General features: G+C 37.0%; 24 protein-coding genes and 1 riboswitch. Of the genes, 20 read left to right on the top strand and 4 right to left on the bottom strand.

Annotation, left to right across the window (positions count from 1 at the left end; genetic code table 11):
* The 4 genes from F0527_RS04760 (at position 1) to F0527_RS04775 (ending at position 4,302) form a co-directional block, all read left to right on the top strand.
* Positions 1-795, top strand: coding sequence for a SigF/SigG family RNA polymerase sporulation sigma factor (locus F0527_RS04760; RefSeq protein WP_066785928.1), 795 nt, complete (start codon positions 1-3; stop codon positions 793-795).
* Entirely contained in the window at positions 785-2,338 is a 1,554-nt protein-coding gene (locus F0527_RS04765) for a spore germination protein (protein WP_223823521.1), read from the top strand. The genes F0527_RS04760 and F0527_RS04765 overlap by 11 nt, the downstream gene beginning before the upstream one ends.
* A gap of 80 nt (positions 2,339-2,418) precedes the next feature.
* Positions 2,419-3,735: a diaminopimelate decarboxylase gene (gene lysA / locus F0527_RS04770; protein WP_150283963.1), complete on the top strand. Its 1,317-nt coding sequence runs from the start codon at positions 2,419-2,421 to the stop codon at positions 3,733-3,735.
* Positions 3,736-3,930: 195 nt separating this feature from the next.
* The gene (locus tag F0527_RS04775) at positions 3,931-4,302 is read left to right on the top strand and encodes a GNAT family N-acetyltransferase (RefSeq protein WP_066785937.1); all 372 of its coding nucleotides are present in this window, start codon (positions 3,931-3,933) and stop codon (positions 4,300-4,302) included.
* Here F0527_RS04775 and F0527_RS04780 read toward each other — a convergent pair.
* Positions 4,299-4,805 (bottom strand): DUF309 domain-containing protein, encoded by a 507-nt coding sequence (locus F0527_RS04780; RefSeq protein ID WP_150283964.1) that lies wholly within the window; start codon positions 4,803-4,805, stop codon positions 4,299-4,301. The two genes, F0527_RS04775 and F0527_RS04780, sit on opposite strands and share 4 nt — an antisense overlap.
* Before the next feature lie 56 nt (positions 4,806-4,861).
* Between F0527_RS04780 and F0527_RS04785 the strand changes: the two genes are divergently transcribed.
* The 11 genes from F0527_RS04785 to trhO all read left to right on the top strand — a co-directional run bounded on the left by F0527_RS04785 (position 4,862) and on the right by trhO (position 16,442).
* The gene (locus F0527_RS04785; RefSeq protein ID WP_150283965.1) at positions 4,862-5,641 is read left to right on the top strand and encodes a segregation/condensation protein A; all 780 of its coding nucleotides are present in this window, start codon (positions 4,862-4,864) and stop codon (positions 5,639-5,641) included.
* Positions 5,613-6,212, top strand: a complete 600-nt coding sequence (gene scpB / locus F0527_RS04790; protein ID WP_150283966.1) for an SMC-Scp complex subunit ScpB — start codon at positions 5,613-5,615, stop codon at positions 6,210-6,212. Before F0527_RS04785 ends, scpB begins: the two co-directional genes overlap by 29 nt.
* Before the next feature lie 18 nt (positions 6,213-6,230).
* On the top strand, positions 6,231-7,229 hold the full coding sequence (locus F0527_RS04795) for a D-alanyl-D-alanine carboxypeptidase family protein (protein WP_223823522.1): 999 nt from the start codon (positions 6,231-6,233) through the stop codon (positions 7,227-7,229).
* 99 nt (positions 7,230-7,328) lie between these two features.
* Positions 7,329-8,060 carry a pseudouridine synthase gene (locus F0527_RS04800; RefSeq protein ID WP_066785957.1) on the top strand — a complete coding sequence of 244 codons (732 nt, stop codon included), beginning with the start codon at positions 7,329-7,331 and terminating at the stop codon, positions 8,058-8,060.
* 118 nt (positions 8,061-8,178) lie between these two features.
* On the top strand, positions 8,179-8,709 hold the full coding sequence (gene resA / locus F0527_RS04805; protein WP_150284908.1) for a thiol-disulfide oxidoreductase ResA: 531 nt from the start codon (positions 8,179-8,181) through the stop codon (positions 8,707-8,709).
* A 16-nt stretch (positions 8,710-8,725) separates the two neighbouring features.
* Complete coding sequence (gene resB / locus F0527_RS04810) at positions 8,726-10,393, top strand: cytochrome c biogenesis protein ResB (protein ID WP_150283967.1); 1,668 nt, start codon at positions 8,726-8,728, stop codon at positions 10,391-10,393.
* Complete coding sequence (ccsB, locus tag F0527_RS04815; protein WP_150283968.1) at positions 10,390-11,577, top strand: c-type cytochrome biogenesis protein CcsB; 1,188 nt, start codon at positions 10,390-10,392, stop codon at positions 11,575-11,577. The genes resB and ccsB overlap by 4 nt, the downstream gene beginning before the upstream one ends.
* A gap of 233 nt (positions 11,578-11,810) precedes the next feature.
* On the top strand, positions 11,811-12,527 hold the full coding sequence (locus F0527_RS04820) for a response regulator transcription factor (RefSeq protein ID WP_066785966.1): 717 nt from the start codon (positions 11,811-11,813) through the stop codon (positions 12,525-12,527).
* Complete coding sequence (locus F0527_RS04825) at positions 12,520-14,313, top strand: ATP-binding protein (RefSeq protein WP_150283969.1); 1,794 nt, start codon at positions 12,520-12,522, stop codon at positions 14,311-14,313. The genes F0527_RS04820 and F0527_RS04825 overlap by 8 nt, the downstream gene beginning before the upstream one ends.
* Positions 14,314-14,427: 114 nt before the next feature.
* Positions 14,428-14,564, top strand: a riboswitch (FMN riboswitch).
* Between the two features lie 157 nt (positions 14,565-14,721).
* Positions 14,722-15,300: an ECF transporter S component gene (locus tag F0527_RS04830; RefSeq protein ID WP_150283970.1), complete on the top strand. Its 579-nt coding sequence runs from the start codon at positions 14,722-14,724 to the stop codon at positions 15,298-15,300.
* A gap of 188 nt (positions 15,301-15,488) precedes the next feature.
* Complete coding sequence (trhO, locus tag F0527_RS04835) at positions 15,489-16,442, top strand: oxygen-dependent tRNA uridine(34) hydroxylase TrhO (RefSeq protein WP_150283971.1); 954 nt, start codon at positions 15,489-15,491, stop codon at positions 16,440-16,442.
* Positions 16,443-16,481: 39 nt separating this feature from the next.
* On the opposite strand, the gene F0527_RS04840 is transcribed toward trhO, so the two are convergent.
* A complete protein-coding gene (locus tag F0527_RS04840) occupies positions 16,482-17,372 on the bottom strand; it encodes a LysR family transcriptional regulator (protein WP_150283972.1) in 891 nt (296 codons plus the stop codon).
* Between the two features lie 316 nt (positions 17,373-17,688).
* Here F0527_RS04840 and F0527_RS04845 point away from each other — a divergent pair, with 316 nt between their 5' ends.
* Positions 17,689-18,966, top strand: coding sequence for a C40 family peptidase (locus tag F0527_RS04845; protein WP_223823523.1), 1,278 nt, complete (start codon positions 17,689-17,691; stop codon positions 18,964-18,966).
* A 277-nt stretch (positions 18,967-19,243) separates the two neighbouring features.
* A complete protein-coding gene (locus F0527_RS04850; protein ID WP_150283973.1) occupies positions 19,244-20,254 on the top strand; it encodes an NAD(P)H-dependent flavin oxidoreductase in 1,011 nt (336 codons plus the stop codon).
* An 88-nt stretch (positions 20,255-20,342) separates the two neighbouring features.
* Here F0527_RS04850 and fabI read toward each other — a convergent pair whose 3' ends face one another.
* Positions 20,343-21,125, bottom strand: coding sequence for an enoyl-ACP reductase FabI (gene fabI / locus F0527_RS04855; protein WP_066785986.1), 783 nt, complete (start codon positions 21,123-21,125; stop codon positions 20,343-20,345).
* 436 nt (positions 21,126-21,561) lie between these two features.
* Here fabI and F0527_RS04860 point away from each other — a divergent pair, with 436 nt between their 5' ends.
* Complete coding sequence (locus F0527_RS04860; RefSeq protein WP_150283974.1) at positions 21,562-22,140, top strand: VanZ family protein; 579 nt, start codon at positions 21,562-21,564, stop codon at positions 22,138-22,140.
* Positions 22,141-22,316: 176 nt separating this feature from the next.
* Here the strand turns inward: F0527_RS04860 and F0527_RS04865 are convergent, their stop codons facing one another.
* Entirely contained in the window at positions 22,317-22,565 is a 249-nt protein-coding gene (locus F0527_RS04865; RefSeq protein ID WP_066785991.1) for a ferredoxin, read from the bottom strand.
* 101 nt (positions 22,566-22,666) lie between these two features.
* Here F0527_RS04865 and F0527_RS04870 point away from each other — a divergent pair, with 101 nt between their 5' ends.
* The gene (locus tag F0527_RS04870) at positions 22,667-23,701 is read left to right on the top strand and encodes a YpbB family protein (RefSeq protein WP_150283975.1); all 1,035 of its coding nucleotides are present in this window, start codon (positions 22,667-22,669) and stop codon (positions 23,699-23,701) included.
* Between the two features lie 4 nt (positions 23,702-23,705).
* On the top strand, positions 23,706-25,142 hold the full coding sequence (locus tag F0527_RS04875; protein WP_150283976.1) for a RecQ family ATP-dependent DNA helicase: 1,437 nt from the start codon (positions 23,706-23,708) through the stop codon (positions 25,140-25,142).
* Positions 25,143-25,198: the final 56 nt, after the last annotated feature.

Here is a 25,198-nt window from a genome sequence, read left to right on the forward strand (position 1 = left end):
ATGACATCAAACCCGCAAGCGTCAAAAGAGTTACTAACACAAGATCGGATGCGAGAGCTTATCAAATTAGCGCAGGCAGGGGATGAAGCAGCAAGGAAAGATATGGTAGAAGGAAACACAAGACTCGTTTGGTCCATTGTTCAACGATTTGCATCACGAGGGGCAGACTTAGAAGACTTGTTTCAAATAGGTTGTATTGGCCTCATGAAATCAGTTGATAAATTTGATTTATCCTACCCGGTAAAATTTTCCACATATGCTGTTCCAATGATCATTGGGGAGATTCAACGATTTCTGCGCGATGACGGTATGGTAAAAGTGAGCCGCTCCATTCGTGAGCTTAATTTTAAAATCCGTCATGCAACAGATGACTTCCTGAAGAACAATGAAAGGCCGCCGACATTGCAAGAATTGGCGCAGCAATTAGATGTTTCTATTGATGACATCACAATGGCCAGCGACGCGCTACGAGACCCTGCTTCACTTCATGAACAAATTTTTGAAAGCGATGGGGATCCGATCAGCTTAATGGATCAAATGAAAGATGAAAGATCTGAAAAACCTTTTGAACATATTCCATTAAAAGATATGTTAGAGAGACTGGGGAAAAGAGAACAATCAGTCATCTATCTGCGCTATTACCATGATTGCACCCAAAGTGATATTGCCGAACGTTTGGGCATTTCTCAAGTGCAAGTGTCACGGCTAGAGAAGAAGATATTAGCACAGCTTAAAATTTGGTTAACAGATCAACAATACGAACAATTGGTAAAGGTGGCAGAACATGAGCAATGATACCAATAATAAAATAGTATCTTTATTTCAAAGCAACGAAGCTGCAGAAGAGTTCATGATTTCGCAGTTTGGTAAAAGTGAAAGCTATGATATCAATATGAAATATGTCCATGTGCACAACATGGACGTATTTATGATTAATATTAATGGCTTAACTGATACAGAAAATTTCACACGTATTTTAACAGCCACACAGCCTACTTCTGTCTTTGCGAAGAACCAAGCTCAAGTGGAAAAAGAAGATGCTCCAGAATTAGATGCTAATAAAAAAGATGAAAAAGTGGATTCAAGCAAAGAAGAGAAATTAAGTGTAGAAGCAAAGTACTTCTTTGAATGTTTTCCTTATTTTGCTTGGGAAATGCAAACCTCTAAGGATAAATTGTTAGCTGCGATCTTAAGTGGGCAAGTCGCATTTATCACACCCTCTGGTATAGCATTTGTTGCTGATTTAAGAAGTTATCCTGGTAGACAACCAGAAGAACCAGATAATGAAAAGGTAATAAGAGGTTCTAGAGATGGCTTTACAGAAAATATAGTTTTGAATACAGCGCTAATAAGAAGGCGAATTCGAGACACTTCTTTAAGGTTTGAACTTCACCAAGAGACAGCTAGAAGCAAAATGGACATAGCTATTGTTTATATTAAAGAACTTGTTAATGATGAGCATCTCCATTATGTAAGAGAGCGACTTAAAGCAATTCACCATGACGGCATGACAATGTCCGATAAATCACTAGAAGAATGGCTCATTAAGCAACGTTATCACCCGCTTCCATTTGTCCGATACAGTGAAAGGCCGGATATTGTAGCTGCGCATGTTTTAGAAGGTCATATCGCCATTGTAGTAGACACATCACCATCTGTTATATTGGTCCCAATTACAATGTTTCATCATTTGCAACATGCTGAAGAATATAGACAAGCGCCAGCCATTGGCACAATGCTTAGATTTTTGCGCTTCTTTGGCGTATTTTTAAGTTTCTTTTTGCTTCCTCTATGGTTTTTACTAGTTAAACATCCTGAATTTATCCCGCAATCGATTGATTTTATTGGCATTAACAAAAAAACCTCAGTTCCTCTCCTCGTCCAAATATTAACTGCAGACATAGGCGTCGAATTTTTAAGGATTGCCGCGATTCATACTCCTACTCCTTTATCAACTGCCATGGGACTTATTTCAGGGATTATTATAGGACAAATTGCAATCGATGTCGGCTTATTCTCAGCTGAGGTTGTTCTCTATACGGCTATTTCGGCCATTTTCACCTTTGCTATTCCTTCTTATGAGCTAAGTATATCAATAAAAATATTTAGAACCATCTTGCTCTTATTAACAGCAGCATTAGGGTTAAATGGTTTCTTTATAGGATTATTCCTACTTGTTTGGTACATGGTCTCTCTAAAACCGATGAAGGTACCTTATTTATGGCCGCTCATTCCATTTTTCCCAGCTGGGTTTGCCCATGTATTAATTCGCTTCCCAATGACTAACGACGCTCCTCGTCCGTATATTGTTGGAGCGAAAGACAGAAAGCGAAACTAACAGCGCATTGCATCTCTCTTCCTATCATGGTAAAGTTCATTATAAAGAAAATTCGGTTTATTCATGATAGGAGAGATTTGATGTTTTTATATGGAACGCAAGCAATTAATGAATTAGGCCATTTAACAATTGGAGATATAGATACGGTAGATCTTGCAAAGAAATATGGGACACCCCTTTTCGTGTATGACCTCGAGTTATTTTACAAAAGGGCAAAGAGCTTTATCGATACTTTCGAGAAAGCTTCTGTGAAAGCACAGGTGTGTTATGCAAGCAAAGCGTTTTCAAGTATCGCCATCTATCAGGCTGCAGCGGAAGCAGGCTTATCGATAGATGTGGTTTCAGGAGGCGAGCTCTACACAGCATTACAGGCAGGAATTCCTAGCAATCGAATTCACTTTCATGGAAATAATAAAAGTTTGGAAGAATTAGAGCTTGCTTTTAATGAAAGAATTGGCTGTATTGTCATTGACAACTTTAGAGAAATTCAATTACTAAAAGAAATAGCTGCGCGTCAAGAGCAGAAAATGGACGTAATTCTTCGGGTTACACCGGGGATTGAAGCACATACCCATGATTTTATTACGACAGGACAAGCAGATTCGAAATTTGGCTTTGACTTGAATAATGGGCAAGCAGACAGAGCATTTAAAGAGCTGCAACACGATCCTTTTCTAAAACTGCAAGGTCTCCACTGTCATATTGGCTCACAAATTTTTGACAGTACAGCATTCAGGTTGGCTGCCATTAGATTGATAGAAAAAATTGGTAAATGGCATAATGAGGAAGACTATGAGATCAACGTGCTAAATTTAGGCGGAGGCTTTGGTATTCGATATACGGAAGACGACGAGCCATTGGAGCCAAATATCTATGTAGAAGAATTAATTCGAACAGTATCAGAAGAAATCAAAAGGCACAGTTTAAGCATGCCTGAAATTTGGATTGAGCCAGGTCGCTCACTAGTAGGCGAAGCTGGAACAACTTTATACACTATAGGTTCACAAAAAGTGGTTCCTGAAACACGAAAGTACTTAGCAGTTGATGGTGGAATGTCTGATAATATTCGTCCAGCTCTATATGGGGCGAAGTATGAAGCGGCCATTGCTAATAAGATTTTACAGAAACCTGCTGAGTTTTACACGATAGCTGGTAAGTTATGCGAATCTGGTGATAAACTGATTGAGCATATACAATTGCCAGAGGCTGAGCCTAATGATATTCTTGCTATATTTTGCACGGGTGCTTACGGGTACTCCATGGCCAGCAACTATAATCGAATTCCCCGGCCTGCGGTGGTATTTGTAGAAGAGGGAAGACATCAGTTGGCAATCAAGCGTGAAACATATGAGGATATTGTAAGGTTAGACCTTCCTTTGACAATTGGAAGGAGGTAAAAGCTATCGTGAGAAGAAGCAATATTATTTTATTAATATCATTTATTTTAATGGCTGTGATTTGGGGAGTAATCTATTGGTTTTTTGTAGCACCTGATTCCCTTACCAAATAACGGAAGAATATTTGCGCATTTATTTATTTTCGTGTAGGATATTCAAAGAGACTTAAAGGCAAAAAGAAGAGGGATCTAATACATGTTATGTCGTTATAAAAAAGCAAACGAAAAAATTGCAATGGGGCTCTTGTCCTTTATGCCAGAACATAAAGACGTGAAAAAATTGCAAGAGACGATTTGTCAATATAACTCTGATCCAAACTGGCAACTATATTTGTGGAAACAAGACGATGATTATATTGGTCTTGTAGGAGTCGAAATTAAAGATAATAAATGGATTGTTAGACATATTTCCGTTGATCCTTCTCATCGTGGAGAAGGCGTTGGAGTCGAAATGATTCGAAAGCTTTATGAAATGGATGTTTGTGGCTCTATTGCCGCTGATGAGTTAACAGAGCCGTTTATACAAAAATGTTTAACAATGTTGGAAGAAGCAGACGAAGAGGTTTAATGTCTGCTTCTTCTTTTTTCGTTCCGTGCACGAAGAATATCCGTACGATCTCTAAGCATATGCTTATTTTGAAGGAATTGATCATCTAGGTTTGGCAATATAGAGATGGATTCTTCTACACTATCTTTTAAAGAAATTGATATTATATTGACTGGCCAGTTTTTAAAAGGTTCCCTAAGACTCACATTTTTTTGAGTTTGATGAATATGTTCGATTACGCTAAGAGCATCGATTTCCTTGTCATCAAAAAAAGGCGAGTGAAGGGAGTTGCGAAGAGTTAACTCTGCTTTTTTTAAAATAGTATCAGCACCTTTGTAATTGCCTCGCCTATAATGATATAAGCCAGTAGCTAATTGGATCCAGCCTGTTAGTGGATGTAATTTATCCCGTGGAGCTACATACTTCCAGTACTCCTCTAATACTTCATGGCACTCAAAATAATCTTGGTTGCCATTAAAGTATGCGAGAAATTGAATAAATAAAGGATGATGCATAGGATGCATTTTGCTCACCTTTCCTCTATACTAAATTTTAAAGAAAAATTGTCAGGTGGTAAGATATGTCATACGAAGTGAAGTTAGAGGCTTTTGAAGGCCCTCTTGATTTATTATTACACTTAATTCATCGTTTGGAAATTGATATATACGATATACCGATGGCTGAGCTTACTGCACAGTATATGGGCCATATTCATACGATGCAAGTTTTGGAATTGAACGAAGCAAGCGAATATTTGGTTATGGCTGCAACATTGCTCGCCATTAAAAGTAAAATGCTATTACCAATATATGAAGGGGAACTGACTGAAGAAGAGTTTGAAATTGAAGAGCAGGATCCCCGTGATGAGCTTGTAGCAAGATTAATAGAATATAGAAAATATAAAGAAGCAGCTCTTAATTTGAAAGAATTAGAAACCAGCAGGACACATTATTTTACGAGACCGCCAACAGATTTATCTGCTCTTATGCCAGAGGAACAACTTGCTTTATTTGATGCTTCAGTCAATGTTTATGATATGGTTGCGGCGTTCCAAAAAATGTTAAATAGAAAAAGATTGAAAGCACCTTTGTCTACAAAGATAACAAAACAAGATATCACGATAAAAGCTCAAATGAAGTCTGTAATTAATGTATTAAAGTTTTCCAATGGACGTGCAGACTTTTTTGATTTATTTCCGTCAGATGACAGAGAAATGCTTGTTATCACATTTTTATCACTTCTAGAATTGATGAAGCGGCAAATCGTGGCGATTGAACAATTGAACAACTTTGCCGATTTAACGGTGATACTACGGAAGGAAGAAATAACAGATGAGCAACTTGAATCTATTGATGAGTAAAATTGAAAGCCTATTATTTGTCATAGGTGAAGATGGACTGACAATTAAACAACTATCCATTTTACTAGAGGCTGATGAAGGAGAAATAAAATTAGCTCTTGAGCAAATGATGAAAGACTATGAAGAACAGGATAACAGGGGAATCAAACTAAAAGAATTAGCAGGAACCTTTCAGCTAATTACGAAGCCACAGCATGCTGAATTAATCCAAAAATTAGTAGAGAACCCTCCAAGCCAATCATTGTCACAAGCATCTTTAGAAGTGTTAGCTATTGTCGCGTACAAGCAGCCAATAACTCGTGTAGAAATTGATGATTTAAGAGGTGTAAAAAGTGAGAGAGCGTTACATACTTTAAATGCAAGAGGTTTAATCCATGAAGTGGGAAGAGCAGAAGGGACTGGACGTGCAATATTGTATGGCACCTCGAAAGAGTTCCTAAATTATTTCGGTTTAAATGATTTATCTGAATTGCCGACTCTCCCAGAAGAAGGAATGGAAGAGCTGGATGATCAACCAGACTTATTTATGTCTAAATTCCAAGAAGCCTTCCAGGAACCTGGAACAGAATGAAGTTAAAGGAGTGACAATTTGTATCGTTGGATTATCGTAGTATTAAGTTGCCTTGTCGTTTTTATGCCATTTGAAAAAACCGCTCAAGCTGCTTCTCATTCGTATGCAGTAATTGATGCAGATACGGGAAGGCTGCTTATAGGGATGAACGAACATGAAAGACTCCCAATTGCAAGTCTTACAAAAATGTGGACAGCTTTTGTAGCAATTAAAGAAATGGATATAAATAAAACGACAACCATTTCGAAAAGAGCAACCTTGAGCGAAGGGTCTTCCATTTATCTAAAAGAGGGTGAAGAGACGAGCCTCAAAACACTGCTCAATGGCCTGCTTCTCCGTTCGGGTAATGATGCTGCAACAGCAATTGCAGAAGAAGTAGGTGGGTCAGCAGAAGGCTTTGTTAAATTAATGAACGATTATGCTGTGCTCTATGATTTAACAGAAACGAGATTTGAAAACCCTTCTGGCCTTCATCATGAAAAGCACTTATCCTCTGCTTATGATACGGCCCAAATGCTTCGTATTGCGATGCAGGAGAAAAAATTCCGTAAAATTGCTACTACCAAATTCTATAAAAGTGATTTGGAAAACCCAACAGTTTGGCAAAACAAACACAAATTGTTACACTCTAATAAATATGCGATTGCAGGTAAAACAGGTTATACAAAAGTAGCAGGACGAACACTTGCAACATATTTTGAAAAAGATGGAAAACGTGTAATTGTTGTGACGCTAAACGAATCAAATGACTGGCAAGTGCATGCTGGATTTGCAGACACAGTTTTCAACAAATATGAACAACGTGTCTTAGCAAAAAAAGGTGTTTATCAAGTGAAAGATGATTTACAAGTTAAACTTGACCATCCTGTGTCGGCTTTGTTAACAAAAGATGAGAGCAAAAAAGTCAAATCTATTTTGCAAATGCCGCGCATTGCACAGGGAGAGATTGGTGTATGGCAATTCCAGTTAAATGGAAAGCCTTTGATTGAAGAGCCTGTACAAATGATTTGGAAGTAAAAGGACTGTCCTAGTGACGGTCTTTTTTTCTTTTATTATTAGTCAAAGTATGACATAATTTTTGAAGGCTAATAGCATTAAGTTTAATGAGGTGACTAAATGGAAAGACTACAGAAAGTAATTGCACATGCGGGAATTGCTTCTAGAAGAAAAGCAGAGGAATTAATTACAGAAGGTAAAGTAAAAGTAAATGGTCAGGTCGTTCGTGAGCTTGGTATCAAAGTATCTTCACATGATTCGATTGAAGTAGAAGGTGTAAAAATAGAAAAGGAAGAGAAAGTATATTACTTATTATATAAACCGCGTGGTGTTATTTCAGCTGTATCTGATGATAGAGGGCGCAAAACTGTTTTGGATCTTTTTCCGCAAGTGGAACAGCGGATTTTTCCAGTCGGCCGTTTAGATTTTGATACATCTGGAGTTTTATTGTTAACAAACGATGGAGAATTTGCAAATCAAATGACACATCCTCGCTATAAAATTGATAAAACATATGTAGCAAAAGTGAAGGGTTTACCTCGCAGGGAAGATTTAAAAAAATTAGAACGCGGGATTGAGCTAGAAGATGGCAAAACTTCTCCGGCAAAAGTGAAAGTGCTATCATCGGATAAACAGCAAAATAAGTCCATCATTGCGCTTACCATTCATGAAGGTAAAAATAGACAAGTGAAGCGTATGTTTGAAGCTATTGGATGCCCAGTTCAAAAATTAAAACGGGAGCAATTTGCATTTTTAGGTTTACATGGATTAAATGCAGGAGAATCACGCGAATTAACAGCACATGAAGTAAAACAGCTACGTGTATTGTCAGAAACAGGAAAAATCGGCTAACCAGCCGATTATCCTTCATAAAGCTTTCACAAAGACCTATATCTTACAGAACTAATTAGATTAAATTTGCTATAATGGAATAGGCTGTTTCTACTGTTAAAGGAGGCTTTCTATGCCAATGGAAAAAAAACAAAAAAGGCTCTATCTACGAATAGCCATCTTGGCTGTTCTTGTAGCTGCAATCGTTTACACTATTTATACAACAGCAAATAAGAATGATGTAAAGTTGCTTAAAGTGGGGGATGATGCTCCTAACTTCTCGCTTGTGGATTTAAATGGTAAAACACATAAGCTATCGGACTATAAGGGTCAAGGTGTCCTGTTAAATTTTTGGGGAACTTGGTGCAAACCTTGTAAAAAAGAGATGCCTGCTATAAACGATCAATATAAAGAATTTAAAGATCAAGGAATCCAAATATTGGGTATTAATATTGCTCAATCCGAACTTGAAGTAGCAAGTTTTACAGACAAGCTAGGAGTTGAATTTCCAATAGTGATCGATAAAACTAGAAGTGTTATGAGGGCATACAATGTTGATCCGTTGCCAGCTACGATACTGATTAATAAAGATGGCAAAATTGAGAATATTATTACCGGGGAAATGAAAGAGAAAGAGATTAATCAATATCTAAACAGTATTAAACCATAATAAGGAGTTCTTACGGATGAAAAACATAACGTGTGAATGTGGCCATGTCAATCCTGAAGGAACACATCTGTGTGAAAAATGCGGAAGGCCGCTAACAGAAGAAGAAAAGCACGCAAAAGTCGTCGATATGAAGTATGAAGGAAGAGCCATTCGTTCAAAAACATACAATAAAACAATCATCGATAAAATATGGAACTTCTTTTCAAGTGTCAAAGTCGGCGTCTCGATTATCGTCATTACACTAGTTGCTGCAGCTATCGGCACATTCTTGCCGCAAGTAATGTATGTTAATGTCATGCAAGGTGAAGATGCAAAACAGGCTTATATTGATAACTATGGAACTTTTGGTAAAATTTACTACAACTTAGGACTGAGTGATATTTACAGTTCTTGGTGGTTCCAAACCTTAATTGGTATGCTGGCGATCTCTATTATTGCTGCAAGTATTGATAGAGGCGTGCCTCTTTACAAATCATTAAAGAATCAACGTGTAAAACGACATGAAAGTTTTATGAAACGCCAACGTATTTTTGGCGAGAAAGAAATAGCCGCGGATAAAGCGGAAGAGTCATTAAATTTAGCTGAGAAGAAAATGAAAGAGCTAAAGTATAAAGTGAGAAGAGAAGATGGAGTATTGCTCGCGGAGAAAAACCGATTTGCGCGCTCTGGTCCATATATCAATCACGTAGGGCTTATCATTTTCTTATTTGGTGTTATGTTGCGCTTAATGCCTGGATTTTATATTGATGAATCATTATGGATTCGAGAAGGCGAGACAGCATCTATTCCTGGTATGGATGGTTATTATCTACATAATAATAAATTCACCTTTGAAACGTATAAAAAAGAGGAACAAAAACAAGAGTTCAATCAATCCAAAGCTGCTGTTAATTCAATAGCAAAAAATTATCAGTCAGATGTTGTGCTTTATCAATCAAAGGATGAAGGCATTGCTGGTGAGACCCAAGATATGAAGAAAGTGGCACACCATGCAATACAAGTGAATAAACCACTGAAATACGATGGCTACGCCCTCTATCAAATGGATTTTAAATTAAACGAATTAAAAGCAATGAATTTTAATTTAGTGAACAAGAAAACAGGAAAATCTTTAGGTGAAGTAGATATTGACTTAACTGAACCAAAAAAAGAGTATGATTTAGGAAATGGTTCAAAAGTCGAGGTTAAAGGTTACTATCCAACTTTTTCAGGTTTTGATGATGGGGAACCGCAATCTGACTCACCGCTACCTAATAATCCTGCTTTTATTTTCAAAATGTATACACCAGAAACACCAAAGGGTGAGACAAGCTTTGTTGCAATTAAGCAAACACTTGAACCACTTGGCACAACTAAATATCAAATGAAATTCCAAAATATCGAAACTCGTAATGTTTCCGGCCTAACAATACGTAAAGATAGGACTCTCCCAATTTTAGCAATCGGTGGTATAATCTTTATGTTAGGTGTAGTAATAGGTTCATATTGGAGTCATCGTCGACTTTGGCTACAACGTACAAATGATGGTCGCCTGTTGCTTGCTGCGCATACAAATAAAAACTGGTTTAGCATGAAGAAGGATTTGGATGCGGTTACTACTTACGCCCACCTGCCTTTATGGGTTGACCAGCAAGAAGAAGATGAGAAGGAAATGGAAGAAAAGGAAGGTGACAACACCTTATGAGTTTAATTGATCTGAGCAGCACGTTATTATTTATTGCTTTTATCGCTTATTTAGTAGGTACGCTATTTTTTGGTGGAGCGGTAAAAGGCGGAAAACAAGATGCATCCGTCTCCAATAAAAAGTGGGGAACTATCGCCATTACTGTTACAATTATTGGTTTTATTGCAAACTTAGGCTATTTCATTACTCGCTGGATTTATTCTGGACACGCGCCTGTAAGTAATATGTTTGAGTTTACGACTGCATTTGGCATGTTTGTTGTCGGTGCGTTTATTCTCATTTATTTTATTTACAAACTGCCATCACTTGGCCTTTTTGCTTTGCCAATCGCCATTTTGATTATTGCTTATGCAAGTATGTTCCCAAAAGAAGTGACGCCATTAATCCCAGCACTTAAAAGTTATTGGCTAACTATCCATGTTATTACGGCTGCGATGGGCGAATCCATCTTAGCCATTAGTGCTGTAGCTGGTTTGATTTATCTTATGAAGAGCGTTGATACACAAAAACGTACAAAGAGCAGCATTTGGCTAGAAATCGTCATGTATGCTGGCGTACTTGTATTAGGATTTGTGATTGTGACTACTACTTTTAAATTAATGGATTACAATGCTGATTTCACCTATGTAGATAAAAATGGCGCGACACAAGAAATTACTTATAACACGCCGGCTCTATTCGGTATGCATGAATATGAAATGAAATCTCCAGACAAGATGAAACCTTTAGCTGCCATGCCGGCATTAGTAAATGCGAAAAAATTAACGACAGTAGTTTGGTCCATACTCTTTGGCTCAATCTTGTATATTATCATTCGTTTAATTCTTCGCAAATCCATTAGCCGTGCAATCCAACCACTTACAAAACGAGTAAATATGCAGTTGTTGGATGAAGTTGGTTATCGATCTGTACTAATTGGTTTCCCTGTCTTTTCACTTGGTGCGCTAGTCTTCGCTATGATTTGGGCACAAGAAGCTTGGTCAAGATTCTGGGGATGGGATCCTAAAGAAGTTTGGGCTCTTATTACTTGGTTATTCTATGCTGCATTTCTTCACCTGCGTTTATCTAAAGGGTGGCAAGGACAAAAATCAGCATGGCTTGCAGTAATCGGGTTTGTTATTATTATGTTCAATCTTGTAGCAGTTAACTTGATTATTGCTGGACTACATTCTTATGCTGGATAACAGCTAATTAATTAAAGCAATAAACCTAACAACTATAGTTAAATATAGTTAGATATAAGGTTAGCTTGATATTTCACAATGAGAATACGCTGTATTGACTAGAGTACTTGTCTTTAGATGCTATTTCTATGACAAAAGAAAAGCCTTTTTTCTCTTATGAGAAAAAGGCTTTTCTTTTCATTTTCTATTAAGAATTGTACAATAATACTATAGCATACTGGGAGGCATGTACAGTGACTGAACAAATTTCAATATTAATAGTTGATGATGAAGAAAGAATTCGTCGACTTATCAGAATGTATCTTGAGCGTGAAGGATACATAGTAGAAGAAGCAGAAAATGGAGAAGAAGCGGTAGAAAAAGCATTAACCAATGATTACCGCTGTATTCTTTTAGATATTATGATGCCGAAAAAAGATGGTTTAGAAGCCTGCGAGGAAATTCGTGAGAAGAAATCAACACCAATTATTTTGTTAACAGCAAAAGGTGAAGAGGCTAATAGGGTCCAAGGTTTTGAAACGGGTGCGGACGATTATATTGTAAAGCCATTTAGCCCACGAGAAGTAGTACTACGAGTAAAAGCTATTCTACGCAGATCGGCTGCCTTTTCACCCGTAACAGTGACATCGGTTTCGAAGGATTTAGTTGTGTTCCCGCATTTGACTATTGACAATGATGCACATCGCGTTTCAGCGGATGGCGTAGAAGTGAATCTAACGCCGAAGGAATATGAATTGCTTTATTATTTGGCAAAAGCACCAGATAAAGTATTTGACCGAGAACAGCTATTGAAAGAAGTATGGCATTATGATTTCTTCGGTGATCTGCGTACAGTTGATACACATGTCAAAAGACTTCGTGAAAAATTAAATCGCGTATCGGAAAATGCTGCAAAAATGATTGTAACTGTTTGGGGAGTGGGCTATAAATTTGAGGTAGTGAATGATTAGGATATGGGGCAGTGTAGTCGGGAAGCTATGGGTAACCATATTGCTTCTCGTTTCATTTGTTTTATTTGTATTCACAGTATTGATGCTTGAATTTTTATCCAAATACCATACCCAACAATCTGAAGCCCTACTAAGACAAGAAGCGACCACCATCGCACGAGTCGTCGATGACCATAAATCGATAGCCTCTACTAAATCTATAATACATGATATTTTAAGCGATGAAACAAATGCAGTTATAGCAGACAAGCCTGGTCATGATCTATTTTCTTTGCAAGAAGGGGTGAATTCAGAGAAGATAAAAGAGCGGATTATTCGTGAAAAATCCTTCAATAAAGCTTTTACTTCATCTAAACCTATTGTGAAAGAAATGATGCTTCCTTCCTCAACCGAGAAGGACCATGTTGAATCGTATATTGTTTTAGCCTTTCCTTTAAATGTTGAGAAGATGGAGCATAGTGTCGTCTTTATCTATCAAAGTCCTGATGCGATTCATCGAACATCAAAAGAAACAACAAAGATTGTATTTCTATCAGCTATTATAGCCTTTCTATTAACAACTTTCTTTGCCTTTTTCTTATCAACGCGTATCACATCCCCTTTATTGAAAATTCGTGAAGCGGCGTTTGAATTAGCGAAGGGACACTTTGATAAAAAGGTACCGGTCCTGCAAAATGACGAAATTGGTCAGTTAGGGATAGCCTTTAACCAAATGGGTAAGCAGCTCAAGCACCATATGGAAGTTATCAACCAAGAAAAAGAACAACTTTCAAGTATTCTAACTTCGATGACAGATGCTGTTATTACATTTAATAGTGAAAGAAGTATCATATTAAGCAATCCTCCCGCGGATCTCTTGCTTCAGAAATGGGCGATCAAAAAACGAGATGAACACCAATTGATCCCTAATGAAATTTACCATATGCTTGACCATGTCTTAGAAATGGAAGAAGTATTAAGAGAAGAGTTGGAAATGGAAGGGGCATATTTTTTAATCTCTATAAGCCCTCTCTATAGCGGTGATTCTGTGCGGGGGGCTGTTGCCGTGCTTCGCGATAAAACAGAAGAACATCGCTTAGATAAGTTGCGTTCTGACTTTATCGCAAATGTGTCACACGAACTAAGAACGCCGATTGCTATGCTGCAAGGCTATAGTGAAGCTATTATCGATGATGTCGTATCTAGTGAGGAAGAACGGAACGAAATGATACGAATTATCTATGATGAATCACAGAGAATGGGTAGGTTGGTTACAGATTTGCTAGATTTGGCGAGGATGGAATCGGGGAACATCACCTTATATAAAGAAGTAGTACCGATTACGCCTGTGTTCGAACGAATCACCCAGAAATTTGTTCAAGCAGCAAGAGAAAAGCATATCACGCTAACCTACTCATCGTCATTTGATGATGTGACACTGATTAGTTTAGATGAAGACCGCATTGAGCAAGTCCTAACCAATTTAATTGACAATGCCATTCGCCATACAAGGGAAAAAGGTATAGTACAAGTTGTTGTTGATCAGCAGCAAGACTATGCGCGTATCCAAGTTAAGGATAATGGCGCAGGTATTCCAAAAGAAGACATAGAATATGTATTTGAACGATTCTATAAGGCTGATAAAGCAAGAACTAGGGGAAAAGGCGGCACAGGATTAGGACTTGCGATTACTAAAAATATTATTGAAGCACATAAAGGCAGGATCTTGGTAGAAAGTGAAGTGGATGTGGGTACAAGTTTTATTTTCTACTTGCCGTTAGCCAAGGTCAGTGAAAATAAATTTTAATAAATAAAAACGCCAGCATAAAGTTGCTGGCGTTTTTTGTTACAACGAATGGTGCAACTCTCTTTACAAAGTTCTAAATCTCTTATATAGTTGAATTGTAATAAAAACATATTGATTCATCTTCGGGGCAGGGTGAAATTCCCGATCGGCGGTATTAGAGGCATTTTGACCTCTTGAGCCCGCGAGCCGTTAAGGCAGGACTTGGTGAGAATCCAGGGCCGACAGTATAGTCTGGATGGGAGAAGGTGAAGGTACGGTCGTCTGTGCATTTTTTTGTGAAATGCGAGGACGTTTATTTGACTATGCCTAACTCTCCCTTAAGCGAATTTTTGCTTAGGGGTTTATTTGTTCATAATCAAAACGGGCCTTTCCTCTTTTTGAAGTGAATCGCAAAAGGAGAGAAAAACGTTGAAGAACACACGTCTACAAAAAATGGTGACGATTGGAATGTTGAGCAGTATTTCATTTGTATTAATGATTTTTAACTTTCCATTGCCTCCATTCCCGGCTTTTCTAGAAGTCGACTTTAGTGATATCCCCGCTCTTTTGGCAACAATTACAATGGGGCCTGTTGCAGGAATAACAGTAGAAGTCATCAAAAATGTGCTAGATTGGTTTTATAAAGGCAGCCCAACAGGTGTGCCAGTAGGACATTTGGCAAATATTACAACAGGTATATTATTTATTATGCCGGTTTACTTTGTATATAAACGTTTAACAACTACCAAAGGGCTTTCAACTGGATTAGTAGTCGGTACAATTTCAATGGCTATAGGGATGAGCGTTCTTAATTATTTCTTATTTATGCCGATGTATTCCTACTTCTTAAATGTACCAACTGAGACAGGGACTGTCCTAACAAAAACAATTGTAACGGGTATATTGCCTTTTAATATTATTAAAGGTATTATCCTAACAGCTATCTTCTTGCTTCTAGCTTCAAACATGAAAAAGTGGATACAAAAACAGCAAAAACAATATATGTAAAAATAGATTGCTAGCTTATGATAAATAAGCTAGCTTTTTTTGTTTAATGGAGTTCGAGCTAATGAGCCCCTTTTTTCTTTAAATTATAGTATAATAGATAAGTCGTTTTAAAAGCCAAGATTTATCGGCGTCTAAAAATTACTGACCCCGTCTTAATATCTTGTAAATATGAAAGATAGGTGAAATAAATGAAATATCAAGTTTTATTATATTATTTCTATACAAAAATCGAAGATCCTACGCAATTTGCTCAGGAGCATCTAGCATACTGCCAATCAAATGAATTAAAAGGCCGTATATTGGTTGCTCCAGAAGGAATCAATGGTACACTTTCTGGAACTGTAGAAGCTACAAATGCATATATGGATTATATGCGAAACAATCCACTTTTTGAGGGAATTGTTTTTAAAATAGATGAAGCAGAGGGCCATGCCTTTAAAAAAATGCATGTACGTCCGAAAGATGAATTGGTGAATCTCCATTTAGAAGAAGATATTAATCCAAATGAATTAACCGGTGAATATTTAGAACCAGCAGAGTTTTTGAAAAGAATGCAAGAAGATAATACAGTTGTGATAGATGCACGTAACACATATGAATATGATCTGGGGCATTTTAGAGGTGCGATTCGTCCAGATATTCAAACATTCCGCGAATTGCCAGAGTGGATTAATGAAAATAAAGAGCAATTTGAAGGTAAGCAAATCTTGACATATTGCACGGGCGGCATTCGTTGTGAAAAATTCTCTGGATGGATGAAGAGAGAAGGCTTTGACAATGTGGCTCAGCTTCATGGAGGCATTGTCACATATGGTAAAGATGAAGTAGCTAAAGGGCAATTATGGGATGGCCAATGCTATGTGTTCGATGAACGGATTGCGGTTCCAGTTAACCAAGTAGAACATGTCATTGTTGGTAGAGACCACTTTGATGGTGAACCTTGTGAGCGTTATATCAATTGTGCAAATCCTGAATGCAATAAACAAATCTTATGTTCGGAAGAAAATGAACATAAGCATCTTGGTGGTTGTACGCATGAATGTAGGGTCCATCCAAGAAACCGTTATATTGCTAAACATCAATTAACTGAAAGTGAAGTACTAGATCGTCTAGCGCAAATTGGCGAAACGATTGCTAAATAGATATAAAAAAAGCAAAACGCACAGCGCGTTTTGCTTTTTTTATGACTGTTTTTTATTCTTAAAATATTGAAGAATAAATTGTCGGAATTGCTTAGCACCTGGAGATAGATAACGTTCTAAAGACCAAGCCATTCCAATGACCCTTTCTAATTTTAAATCGCTAATTTTTATTTTCGTCATCCTTTTTGGATTTATTTCTTCTCCATCAGGTAATATGGAAACACCTAATCCTGCTGCCACGAAACCTGCTACCGTGGCTACTTCATCCCCTTCAAATGTAATTGTCGGAGTTAAGCCTGCTTGATCTAGCGCTTCATCAATTTGAATGCGCAAGGCATATCCCTTTTTAAGCAATACGAAAGGTTCATTGGCCAACTCAAATATGGTAATAGTTTTACGATCGGCAAGCGGATGTGATATTGGTACTATAGCATATAGCTCTTCACGCCAAAGCTCCATCCATTCTATAGGTTTTTCTACATTCATTTCAGCAAGCAGACACAGGTCTAGTTCCCCGGATTTTAGTTGTTTAAGCTGTGAGTGAGTGTGATTTTGCTTTAGTACAAAATGAATGTTTGGAAACTGTTTTCTAAAATGCATAATCAAATCTGGCACTACATTTGTGCCAAGTGTATGTAAAAAGCCCAGATATACTTCTCCGTGATTCGGATTAATTAGTTCTTGAATTTCATGGAGCCCATCTTGATATTCTCGCATAATATTGTGGACACGTTTAACAAATATTTCGCCATACCTATTTAGCTTGATGGAACGGCCCTGTCTTTCAAATAAAGGAACCCCCAACTCCATTTCTAACCTAGCAATTGATCGGCTTAGTGCTGGTTGGGAAATAGACAATTTCTCGGCTGCTTTGGTCATATGCTGGATTTTAGCCAACACCTGAAAATATTCTAACTGTTGCCATTCCATTAGACTTCGCTCCTCTTACCTTTGATTTAATTATAGTAACATATCTACAGCCTTTTTCGCTTTGTTAAGAGATGAATAAAAGGATGTGAATCCTATTTAAAAAATGGAATAAATACAATATAAAAGACTTATAGGAAAGTAAGTGATATAATTTGTAGAAGAAAATAGAAGAAAAGAATATTATGACAAATATGTAACATCCGTTACGCTTCTATTAAATGCCATCAAAAGACCTATACAAACGCTTTATTCATGATAATATAAGTAATGGTAAATAACGCATATAAAGAAAAATAGGGAAATGAGTTGATTTAGATTGAATAAACGCACAAAATGGGGTCGCACTGCTATAGCAACCCTTGCACTGTCATGCGGCTTTATGTACACAACGCAACAACCAATTGATGTAAATGCAAAAACATCCGCGCAGATGATTCAAAAGAAAGCATCCATCGATCATAAAATTAACCTCTTAAATAAAGAAATTAAACAACTACAAAAACAACTAGACAAAAAACAAACTGAATATGAAAAAACTTTACAAGAAATAGCAGAAACAAACAATGAGATTGCAAAAACTGAAAAAACGATCAATGAACGCTCAAAGATTATTGAGGACCGTTTAAAAGCATACCAAAATCAAGATCGCACATTCAGTCCATACCTAAATGCTATTTTAGGCGCAGATAACTTTGCGGATGCTGTAAGCCGTACTGTTTCTGTAAAAACCATTTTAGATGCAGACCAAAACTTATTAGATGAACAGAAAAAAGACAAAGCTAAGCTTGCTAAAGAAAAACACAATTTGCAAGAGAAGCAATCTAAGCTACAAAAACAATTCCAAGAAATGCAAGAAGAAGAAAATAGATTAGAAACAAAAAAAGCTGAAAACAAAGCAAAATCTCTAAAATTGAAAGAACAAATTGCAACGAAGAAAGAACAAGAAAGACTTGAAAGAGAACGTAAAAAGCGTGAAAGAGAAGCAAGACGCTTAAAAGCTCTTCAAGAAAAGCAATTCTTGCAAGCTAAAAAAGCAAAAGAAGCACAACAAGCTCAAGAAGCAGAAGCAGTAAAAGCTGCACAAGTCAGCAAAACAAGCAATAATACAGTAAAAGCTGAAAGCGTACCTCAACAGAATAATGCTGGCTCATCAGGTAATGCGGGCAATGGTAACAATGGTGCAAAAGTTACCGATAGTGATCAAAAAGCACCTTCTGTATCAGGTTCTGGTTCAGCTAAAGCTGCAATAGCTGAAGCTAGTAAATATTTAGGACGAGCTTATGTATGGGGTGGAAGTAATCCATCTACAGGATTTGATTGCTCTGGTCTAACTCAATGGTCGTTCAAACAAGCAGGCATTAGCTTGCCGCGAACAGCTGCACAGCAATATATAGCTACCAAAAAAATTAGTGCAAGTGAAGCGAAGGCAGGAGACCTTGTGTTCTTTAGTTATGGACAAGGGATCGCTCATGTCGGTATTTATTTGGGTGGCGGAAGAATGCTAGATGCCCAAAATAATGGTGTTGTAACTGAATCTCTAGATTGGTGGAACCAATATTTAGTTGGATACGGTCGCATTTCTGGTGTTAACTAATATTATATTGTCCACTCTCAAACTTACTTTATCGCCAATTATATAGATATGTTAGTAGGGAAGATGAACCAATAATTATATAGCACTCTACAATCCCATAGATATTTTAACTTCTGAATTAGCCTTCTCTTATGAAGGCTTTTTCTTTTTATACCCTGTAGGAAAAGATTTAAAACAAAATTGAAAGGGTAAGATACTATGTAGATAATTTTAGATGATTATATGGTAAAGTAATCTATAAGTTAGTAGTTAATACATATCCTAGGAGGTATAATATATGGATTTAATGGAGAATTTGCAGTTAAAGTATCCGATTGTGCAAGCCCCGATGGCTGGAGTGACCACTCCTGAAATGGTAGCAGCGAGCTCAAATGGAGGAATCTTAGGATCTATTGGTGCAGGCTATTTAAACGCAGAGGTGACAAGAGCTTTTATTCAGGCTGTCAAGGAAAAAACGGATAAGCCGTTTGCTGTCAATTTGTTTATTCCCAATTTTGTAGAAACGACAACAGAAGAACTAGAAGAAGCCTATAATGTGTTAAAGCCGTATCGCAAAAAATTAATGATTGCGGAAGAAGGGGCTCCATTATCTGCCACTGATTTTGATGGACAGATTGATGTCATTATAGAAGAAGGCGTAAAAGTTTGTTCTTTCACGTTTGGCGTACCATCTGAAAATCTCTTAGATAGACTCAAGCAACATGGCATTTATACAATCGGGACAGCTACGACAATAAAAGAAGCCTTATACATTCAAGAGTTGGGAATGGATGCGGTTGTACTACAAGGTGAAGAAGCGGGGGGACATAGAGGTTCATTTATAGAACCTATAGAGTTTATCCCACTCAAACAACTATTAAAAGAAGCGCAAGAAGCGATCCATATTCCTAAAATAGCAGCTGGAGGTATTGCAACGAAAGCCCAAATGGAAGAAGTGCTCTCTTTAGGGGCACAAGCGGCACAAATCGGTACGGCCTTCATTGTCAGTGAAGAAAGTGGTGCAGCTTCAATTTATAAAAAACAGATTTTGTTAGCTGATGAAGACAATACTGCCTATACAAAGGCTTTTTCAGGGAAATATGCAAGGGGTATAGAAAATGACTTTATGGTCTTTATGGAGGGAAACACGATTGCTCCATATCCTTATCAAAATGATTTAACTAAAAATATTCGTCTTCGGGCGACAGAGCTAGATATGTATAGTTTAATGGCAATGTGGGCCGGAACAAGTTTGCATCTAGCTAACGAGGGAACGGTGCAAGACATTATAGATCGACTAACCAAGTGATCGCCTTAAAATAAGTGCGTTCATTGGCTAGAAAATAAAAAACTGCTTCACCCAATGTTAATATGGGATGAAGCAGTTTTTAGTGTTATTAGATGCCAAGAATATGATAACCGCTATCGACATAAATAACTTCTCCTGTAATGCCGCTTGATAATTGGCTAAGCATAACAACGGTCATGTTTGCCACTTCTTCAAGTGTCACATTACGTTTTAACGGAGCAGATTCTTCAATTTTATTTAAGATAGTATTGAACGAAGGAACACCTTTAGCAGCGAGTGTTTTGATGGCTCCAGCTGAGATAGCATTTACGCGGATACCGTCAGTGCCTACATCTGCAGCTAAATAACGAACAGATGCTTCTAAAGCAGCTTTAGCAACGCCCATGACATTGTAGCCCTCAAGTACACGTTCTGCACCTAAGTAAGTCATAGTGACAATCGAGCCGCCTTCAGTCATAAATGGACGAGCAGCGTTTGCAACAGCGATCAAGGAGTAAGCGCTTGTATCTTGTGCAAAAGCATATCCTTCGCGAGATGTTTCAACAAAACGATTTTTTAAATCTTCTGCATGTGCAAAGGCAACAGAATGGACAATCCCATGAATTGTACCTACTTTTTCAGAAATTTCGTTGAATGCATGCTGTATACTTTCATCGCTATTTACATCACATTGAATTAATAGTGGTTGAATATCCTCATAGTTTGCAAGTTGTTTCTCTAATTTTTTTAAAGAACGTTCTTTACGGTATGTAAAGATGACATTAGCGCCGACTTCAATCAATGCTTTGGCTGTACCCCATGCAATACTTCTGTCATTTGCTACGCCCATCACGACGATATTTTTATCTTTTAGTTGAAATAGATTATCCATCGTACCCTCCTATAATAGTTGCTATTAATACCAGATACTAAAAATTGTAACCTATCTATTAAAAGAATGCAATCGTGAAATATACCCTTCTTTGTGGTATGACAATTTAGAAGAATGGGAATTTGTGAATGCTGAGTACTTGTATATTCTTTGCTCGTTGTAGTTAATATTTTCATGCGTTATCGTTTCTTAAAGCATAAGAAAAGTGCGCTATTACAAATTAAAAGGAGATGAAATGATGAAAATAAAAATCTTCCCATTAATTACAGCTATGGCACTTACTTTGGGTTTTGCTTTACCTGCTTTTTTCAAGTAAGTACAATCTGTTAATTTGGAAAACAGAAGAATATGGTAGAATATTAAAGGGGAAAAGTTTCTAATTAAAAAAAGAGTGTCAGGGATGCCTAAAGCATTTTTGATATAAAGGAGTAATAAAATGTTAATTGATTTTGATGAGTCAATTATGCTTATTGCAGCTTTCTTTTGGATAATTATAATTTTATTTTTAAAAATAAAATATAAAAAAAGCTATGTATATTTGTTCTTTTTCACTATATTTTTTATATATTTATGTAATGTTTTAAAGTACACTCAATTCCCTATAATCCTTGACGGAGAGATGAAAAAAGACATAGGGCAAAATGTATGGGGGGACGCTAATTTCATTCCATTTAATCCAGATTATTTTGCAATAAAAACTTCCTTACTTAATATTTTATTGACAATTCCATTTGGATTTGGACTTCCTTTCATTTCTAAAGTAAGTTTTAAAAAGATTGCCGTTTTAGGTTTTTTACTAGGGGTTTTTATAGAAATTTTACAGCTAATCATAGCTTTAATGGTTGGTTTCACTACTCGTTATGTTGATGTAAATGACATAATCTTTAACTTTTCGGGGGTCCTCTTGGGTTATGGTGTATTTAAATTATTCCTGAAATCCTTTAAGTTTTTAATCAAAAAGAACAATATTGAACTAAATTCTTTTTTGAAGTTTATACTTAACTCGCACTCGTAATAGCGAAATTAAAATGCTCAATTTACCCCTAAGATTTATAATTGTTACATATAAGGTTTCGACAGCAGAAAAACAGTCTCGACGAGTTAGCTCTAATATATCCAGTAAATGAATTTGAAATGATAAAAAGAGCACCGAATTAGGTTCGATACTCTTTTATCTATAACGTTATATAATTATTCATATTTAAGCGCGTCGCCTTCAAAAGACTCCTCTGCTACTTTAATCGAATCTGTTGGACACCCTTCAAAAGCATCCTCCATATCTTCCATCAAATCTTCTGGAACTACAGCTGTTCCCGTGTTATCATCTAAAATAACGAAGGCAATACCTTCATCATCGTAATCGTAAATATCCGGTGCTGCCGCCCCACATGCACCGCAAGCAATACATGTATCTTGGTCAACGATGGTAAATTTAGCCATTATACTTCTCTCCTTTACTATCAATCCCAATAGCTTCTTACTTATTCTAAAACGCTTTTCCTCACATTTCAACCTAAATCACTTTAAATGGAGGAATAATCATGTATATACAACAAGTACTATTATCTATTTTTTCTTCAATGAATGGCCAGCGTTCTGCAACAGCAGCCCTTCATTTGTTAAGGGGGAAGAGGTCAGGCCAGACGATTCAAGATGTGGGAACATTTCACCTTCACAAATATTTTGGTATCCTGCCGAAACTTTCTAAAAATACCTTTACGGATGAATTAAATCAATTAATTGATGCAGGCTGGGTTCATATAAATGATGGACAACAAGCAATTATAACAGCAAGAGGGAAAACAGTTCTTCAGCAATCTAAGGAAATACTTTTTAATGGATGGTACTATCGTGGCAATGAACACATCTTTTTTAAGCGACTTTCGCTTGTAGTGCAAACTTTGTCGCATTTTCATGCAGGAGACTATCGTTTCATGCCACTACAGAAAGATGAGGAAATTCAACACTTTGTAAAACAGTTTTTAATGGGAAAACCATATAAAGAGGATAAATTTAAAAACCAGTTCAGAGATGAGTTGGAAGAATCTATCCAACAATTGCCGTTAGATGACAAGCACAAGTTAACGATTGTTTTACGAATAACAGGGTATCGTTTATCAGGCTGGACATGGCAACAATTAGCGGAAGAGTTTGATGCAACTGAGTTAGATATGCAATTAATATTAATCGAGTCGTTACATATTTGGCTGGACGACCTGTATGCAAAGCGTAATCAATATCCCTTTTTACATCAACTGGCTGCAGGAATAAGGCTTGAAAATGTTTTAAATGATTCCACAAAGAAAACCGCAGATTTATATTATAATGGCTATACACCAGACCAAATCGCACAAATGCGTTCATTGAAAATCAGCACAATTGAGGACCATTTTGTAGAGATGGCAATGAATGATATAGATTTTCCACTCAATCAATTTATTAGCGAAGAGGATACAGATAAAGCAAGAGATGTAATGAGACAGACTGGGAGCAAAAAATTAAAAGTTATTCGTGAAAGTATTCCGCATTTGTCTTATTTCCAAATTCGATTAGTGATGGCGACAAAAGGAGGTTGAGCTTATGAAACTTGAAGATATTCTTTATCGGCATTTTGGTTATGAGTCGTTCAGAGAAGGACAAAAGGAAGTAATAGAGGCCATTTTAGAAGGACGAGATGCAGTAGCGCTACTGCCAACAGGAATGGGCAAGTCATTATGCTATCAGCTTCCGGGATATATATTAAATGGTCCCATTTTAATTATTTCACCGTTGCTCTCATTGATGCAAGACCAGGTAGATTCATTAAAAAGGTTTGGAGAAAAGAGAGTGATAGCTCTCAATTCTTTTTTACAAGGCAGTGAAAAGTTACATGCACTTCAACGAATAGCTACTTATCGATATATATTTATATCTCCTGAAATGCTTGCAACCGACTTAATCCAGCGTGTTTTTCAAAAGATAGATTTCTCGCTCATTGTTGTAGATGAGGCGCACTGTATTTCACAATGGGGATTTGATTTCCGCCCAGATTATTTGAAGATTGCCAGTTGGATTCCTAAGAGAAATAGACCCCCAATATTAGCCTTAAGTGCGACTGCTACAGAACAAGTGGTAATTGATATTAAAACATATTTGAAAATGATTCATCCATTTGAATATATCCACTCTGTTGAAAGGCCTAATATTCATTATGATGTCATTAATCTTCCTAGTGTTGAAGAAAAACTACCATGGATTATTAATCATGTTGTGCAAACCGAGGGACCAGGTATCATTTATACACAGTCGCGAAAAAAAACGCTTCTTTATGCTGAAGAGCTTCGAAAAAAACAGATAAGAGCAGCCGCTTACCATGCTGGAATGGAGATGGAAGATAGGCAGTTTATCCAACAGCAATTTCAATCAGGAGAATTAGAGTGGATATGTGCTACAACTGCATTTGGTATGGGAATCCATAAAGATAATGTTTACCAAGTCCTGCACGATCATATACCTGCCACAATGGCGAATTATATGCAAGAGGTTGGAAGGGCAGGGCGTGATGGGAAAGATGCGCTTTCCATCTTGGTACATAGTCCAAAGGATGAAGATCAGACACGCTTTATCGTGACAGATGATTTGCCAAGTTCATACCATGTGGAAGCTTTTATGGAATATCAACGTCTAGAACAAGATCCAAAAAAAATGATTGATTTAAACCAGATTAGCGAAACGGGTTATCGGGTTTTGTCATATTGGATGGCACAATTGCCAGGGGAAAAGGTTATCCAAAAGTTAGAAGATTTACGCAGACAAAAGGTAGAGCAAATCAGAGAGGTTGCAAACTTTGTAGAAGCTCAAAAATGTATGCGAGAAGGATTAGTTTCCTACTTTGGGCAATCGTTGGAAGAGAAGCCACCAAACTGCTGCCATTTTTGCGGGATTAATCACCAAGAAATTGTCGCAACAAGAGAGTTTCATCCTGTATCAAGAAATCGACCATCATGGCAAGAACGGTTACACGCACTTATGCCCTAGTAAGTTCGTTCATTTACAAGTACCTATTAATTCGTCATAATAGGAGAATAGAAGTT

The sequence above is a fragment of the Rummeliibacillus sp. TYF-LIM-RU47 genome, assembly GCF_008638315.1.
GTDB lineage: Bacteria > Bacillota > Bacilli > Bacillales_A > Planococcaceae > Rummeliibacillus > Rummeliibacillus stabekisii.

What these genes read in the sequence shown, in the direction of transcription:
- F0527_RS04860 (WP_150283974.1), top strand. Translation starts at nt 21,562, where the DNA reads ATGTTAATTGATTTTGATGAGTCAATTATGCTTATTGCAGCTTTCTTT.
- F0527_RS04875 (WP_150283976.1), top strand. Translation starts at nt 23,706, where the DNA reads ATGAAACTTGAAGATATTCTTTATCGGCATTTTGGTTATGAGTCGTTC.
- F0527_RS04865 (WP_066785991.1), bottom strand. Translation starts at nt 22,565, where the DNA reads ATGGCTAAATTTACCATCGTTGACCAAGATACATGTATTGCTTGCGGT.
- fabI (WP_066785986.1), bottom strand. Translation starts at nt 21,125, where the DNA reads ATGGATAATCTATTTCAACTAAAAGATAAAAATATCGTCGTGATGGGC.
- F0527_RS04850 (WP_150283973.1), top strand. Translation starts at nt 19,244, where the DNA reads ATGGATTTAATGGAGAATTTGCAGTTAAAGTATCCGATTGTGCAAGCC.
- F0527_RS04800 (WP_066785957.1), top strand. Translation starts at nt 7,329, where the DNA reads ATGGAAAGACTACAGAAAGTAATTGCACATGCGGGAATTGCTTCTAGA.
- F0527_RS04775 (WP_066785937.1), top strand. Translation starts at nt 3,931, where the DNA reads ATGTTATGTCGTTATAAAAAAGCAAACGAAAAAATTGCAATGGGGCTC.
- trhO (WP_150283971.1), top strand. Translation starts at nt 15,489, where the DNA reads ATGAAATATCAAGTTTTATTATATTATTTCTATACAAAAATCGAAGAT.
- scpB (WP_150283966.1), top strand. Translation starts at nt 5,613, where the DNA reads ATGAGCAACTTGAATCTATTGATGAGTAAAATTGAAAGCCTATTATTT.
- F0527_RS04765 (WP_223823521.1), top strand. Translation starts at nt 785, where the DNA reads ATGAGCAATGATACCAATAATAAAATAGTATCTTTATTTCAAAGCAAC.
- F0527_RS04785 (WP_150283965.1), top strand. Translation starts at nt 4,862, where the DNA reads ATGTCATACGAAGTGAAGTTAGAGGCTTTTGAAGGCCCTCTTGATTTA.
- F0527_RS04825 (WP_150283969.1), top strand. Translation starts at nt 12,520, where the DNA reads ATGATTAGGATATGGGGCAGTGTAGTCGGGAAGCTATGGGTAACCATA.
- F0527_RS04840 (WP_150283972.1), bottom strand. Translation starts at nt 17,372, where the DNA reads ATGGAATGGCAACAGTTAGAATATTTTCAGGTGTTGGCTAAAATCCAG.
- ccsB (WP_150283968.1), top strand. Translation starts at nt 10,390, where the DNA reads ATGAGTTTAATTGATCTGAGCAGCACGTTATTATTTATTGCTTTTATC.
- F0527_RS04870 (WP_150283975.1), top strand. Translation starts at nt 22,667, where the DNA reads ATGTATATACAACAAGTACTATTATCTATTTTTTCTTCAATGAATGGC.
- F0527_RS04780 (WP_150283964.1), bottom strand. Translation starts at nt 4,805, where the DNA reads ATGCATCCTATGCATCATCCTTTATTTATTCAATTTCTCGCATACTTT.
- lysA (WP_150283963.1), top strand. Translation starts at nt 2,419, where the DNA reads ATGTTTTTATATGGAACGCAAGCAATTAATGAATTAGGCCATTTAACA.
- resB (WP_150283967.1), top strand. Translation starts at nt 8,726, where the DNA reads ATGAAAAACATAACGTGTGAATGTGGCCATGTCAATCCTGAAGGAACA.
- F0527_RS04760 (WP_066785928.1), top strand. Translation starts at nt 1, where the DNA reads ATGACATCAAACCCGCAAGCGTCAAAAGAGTTACTAACACAAGATCGG.
- resA (WP_150284908.1), top strand. Translation starts at nt 8,179, where the DNA reads ATGGAAAAAAAACAAAAAAGGCTCTATCTACGAATAGCCATCTTGGCT.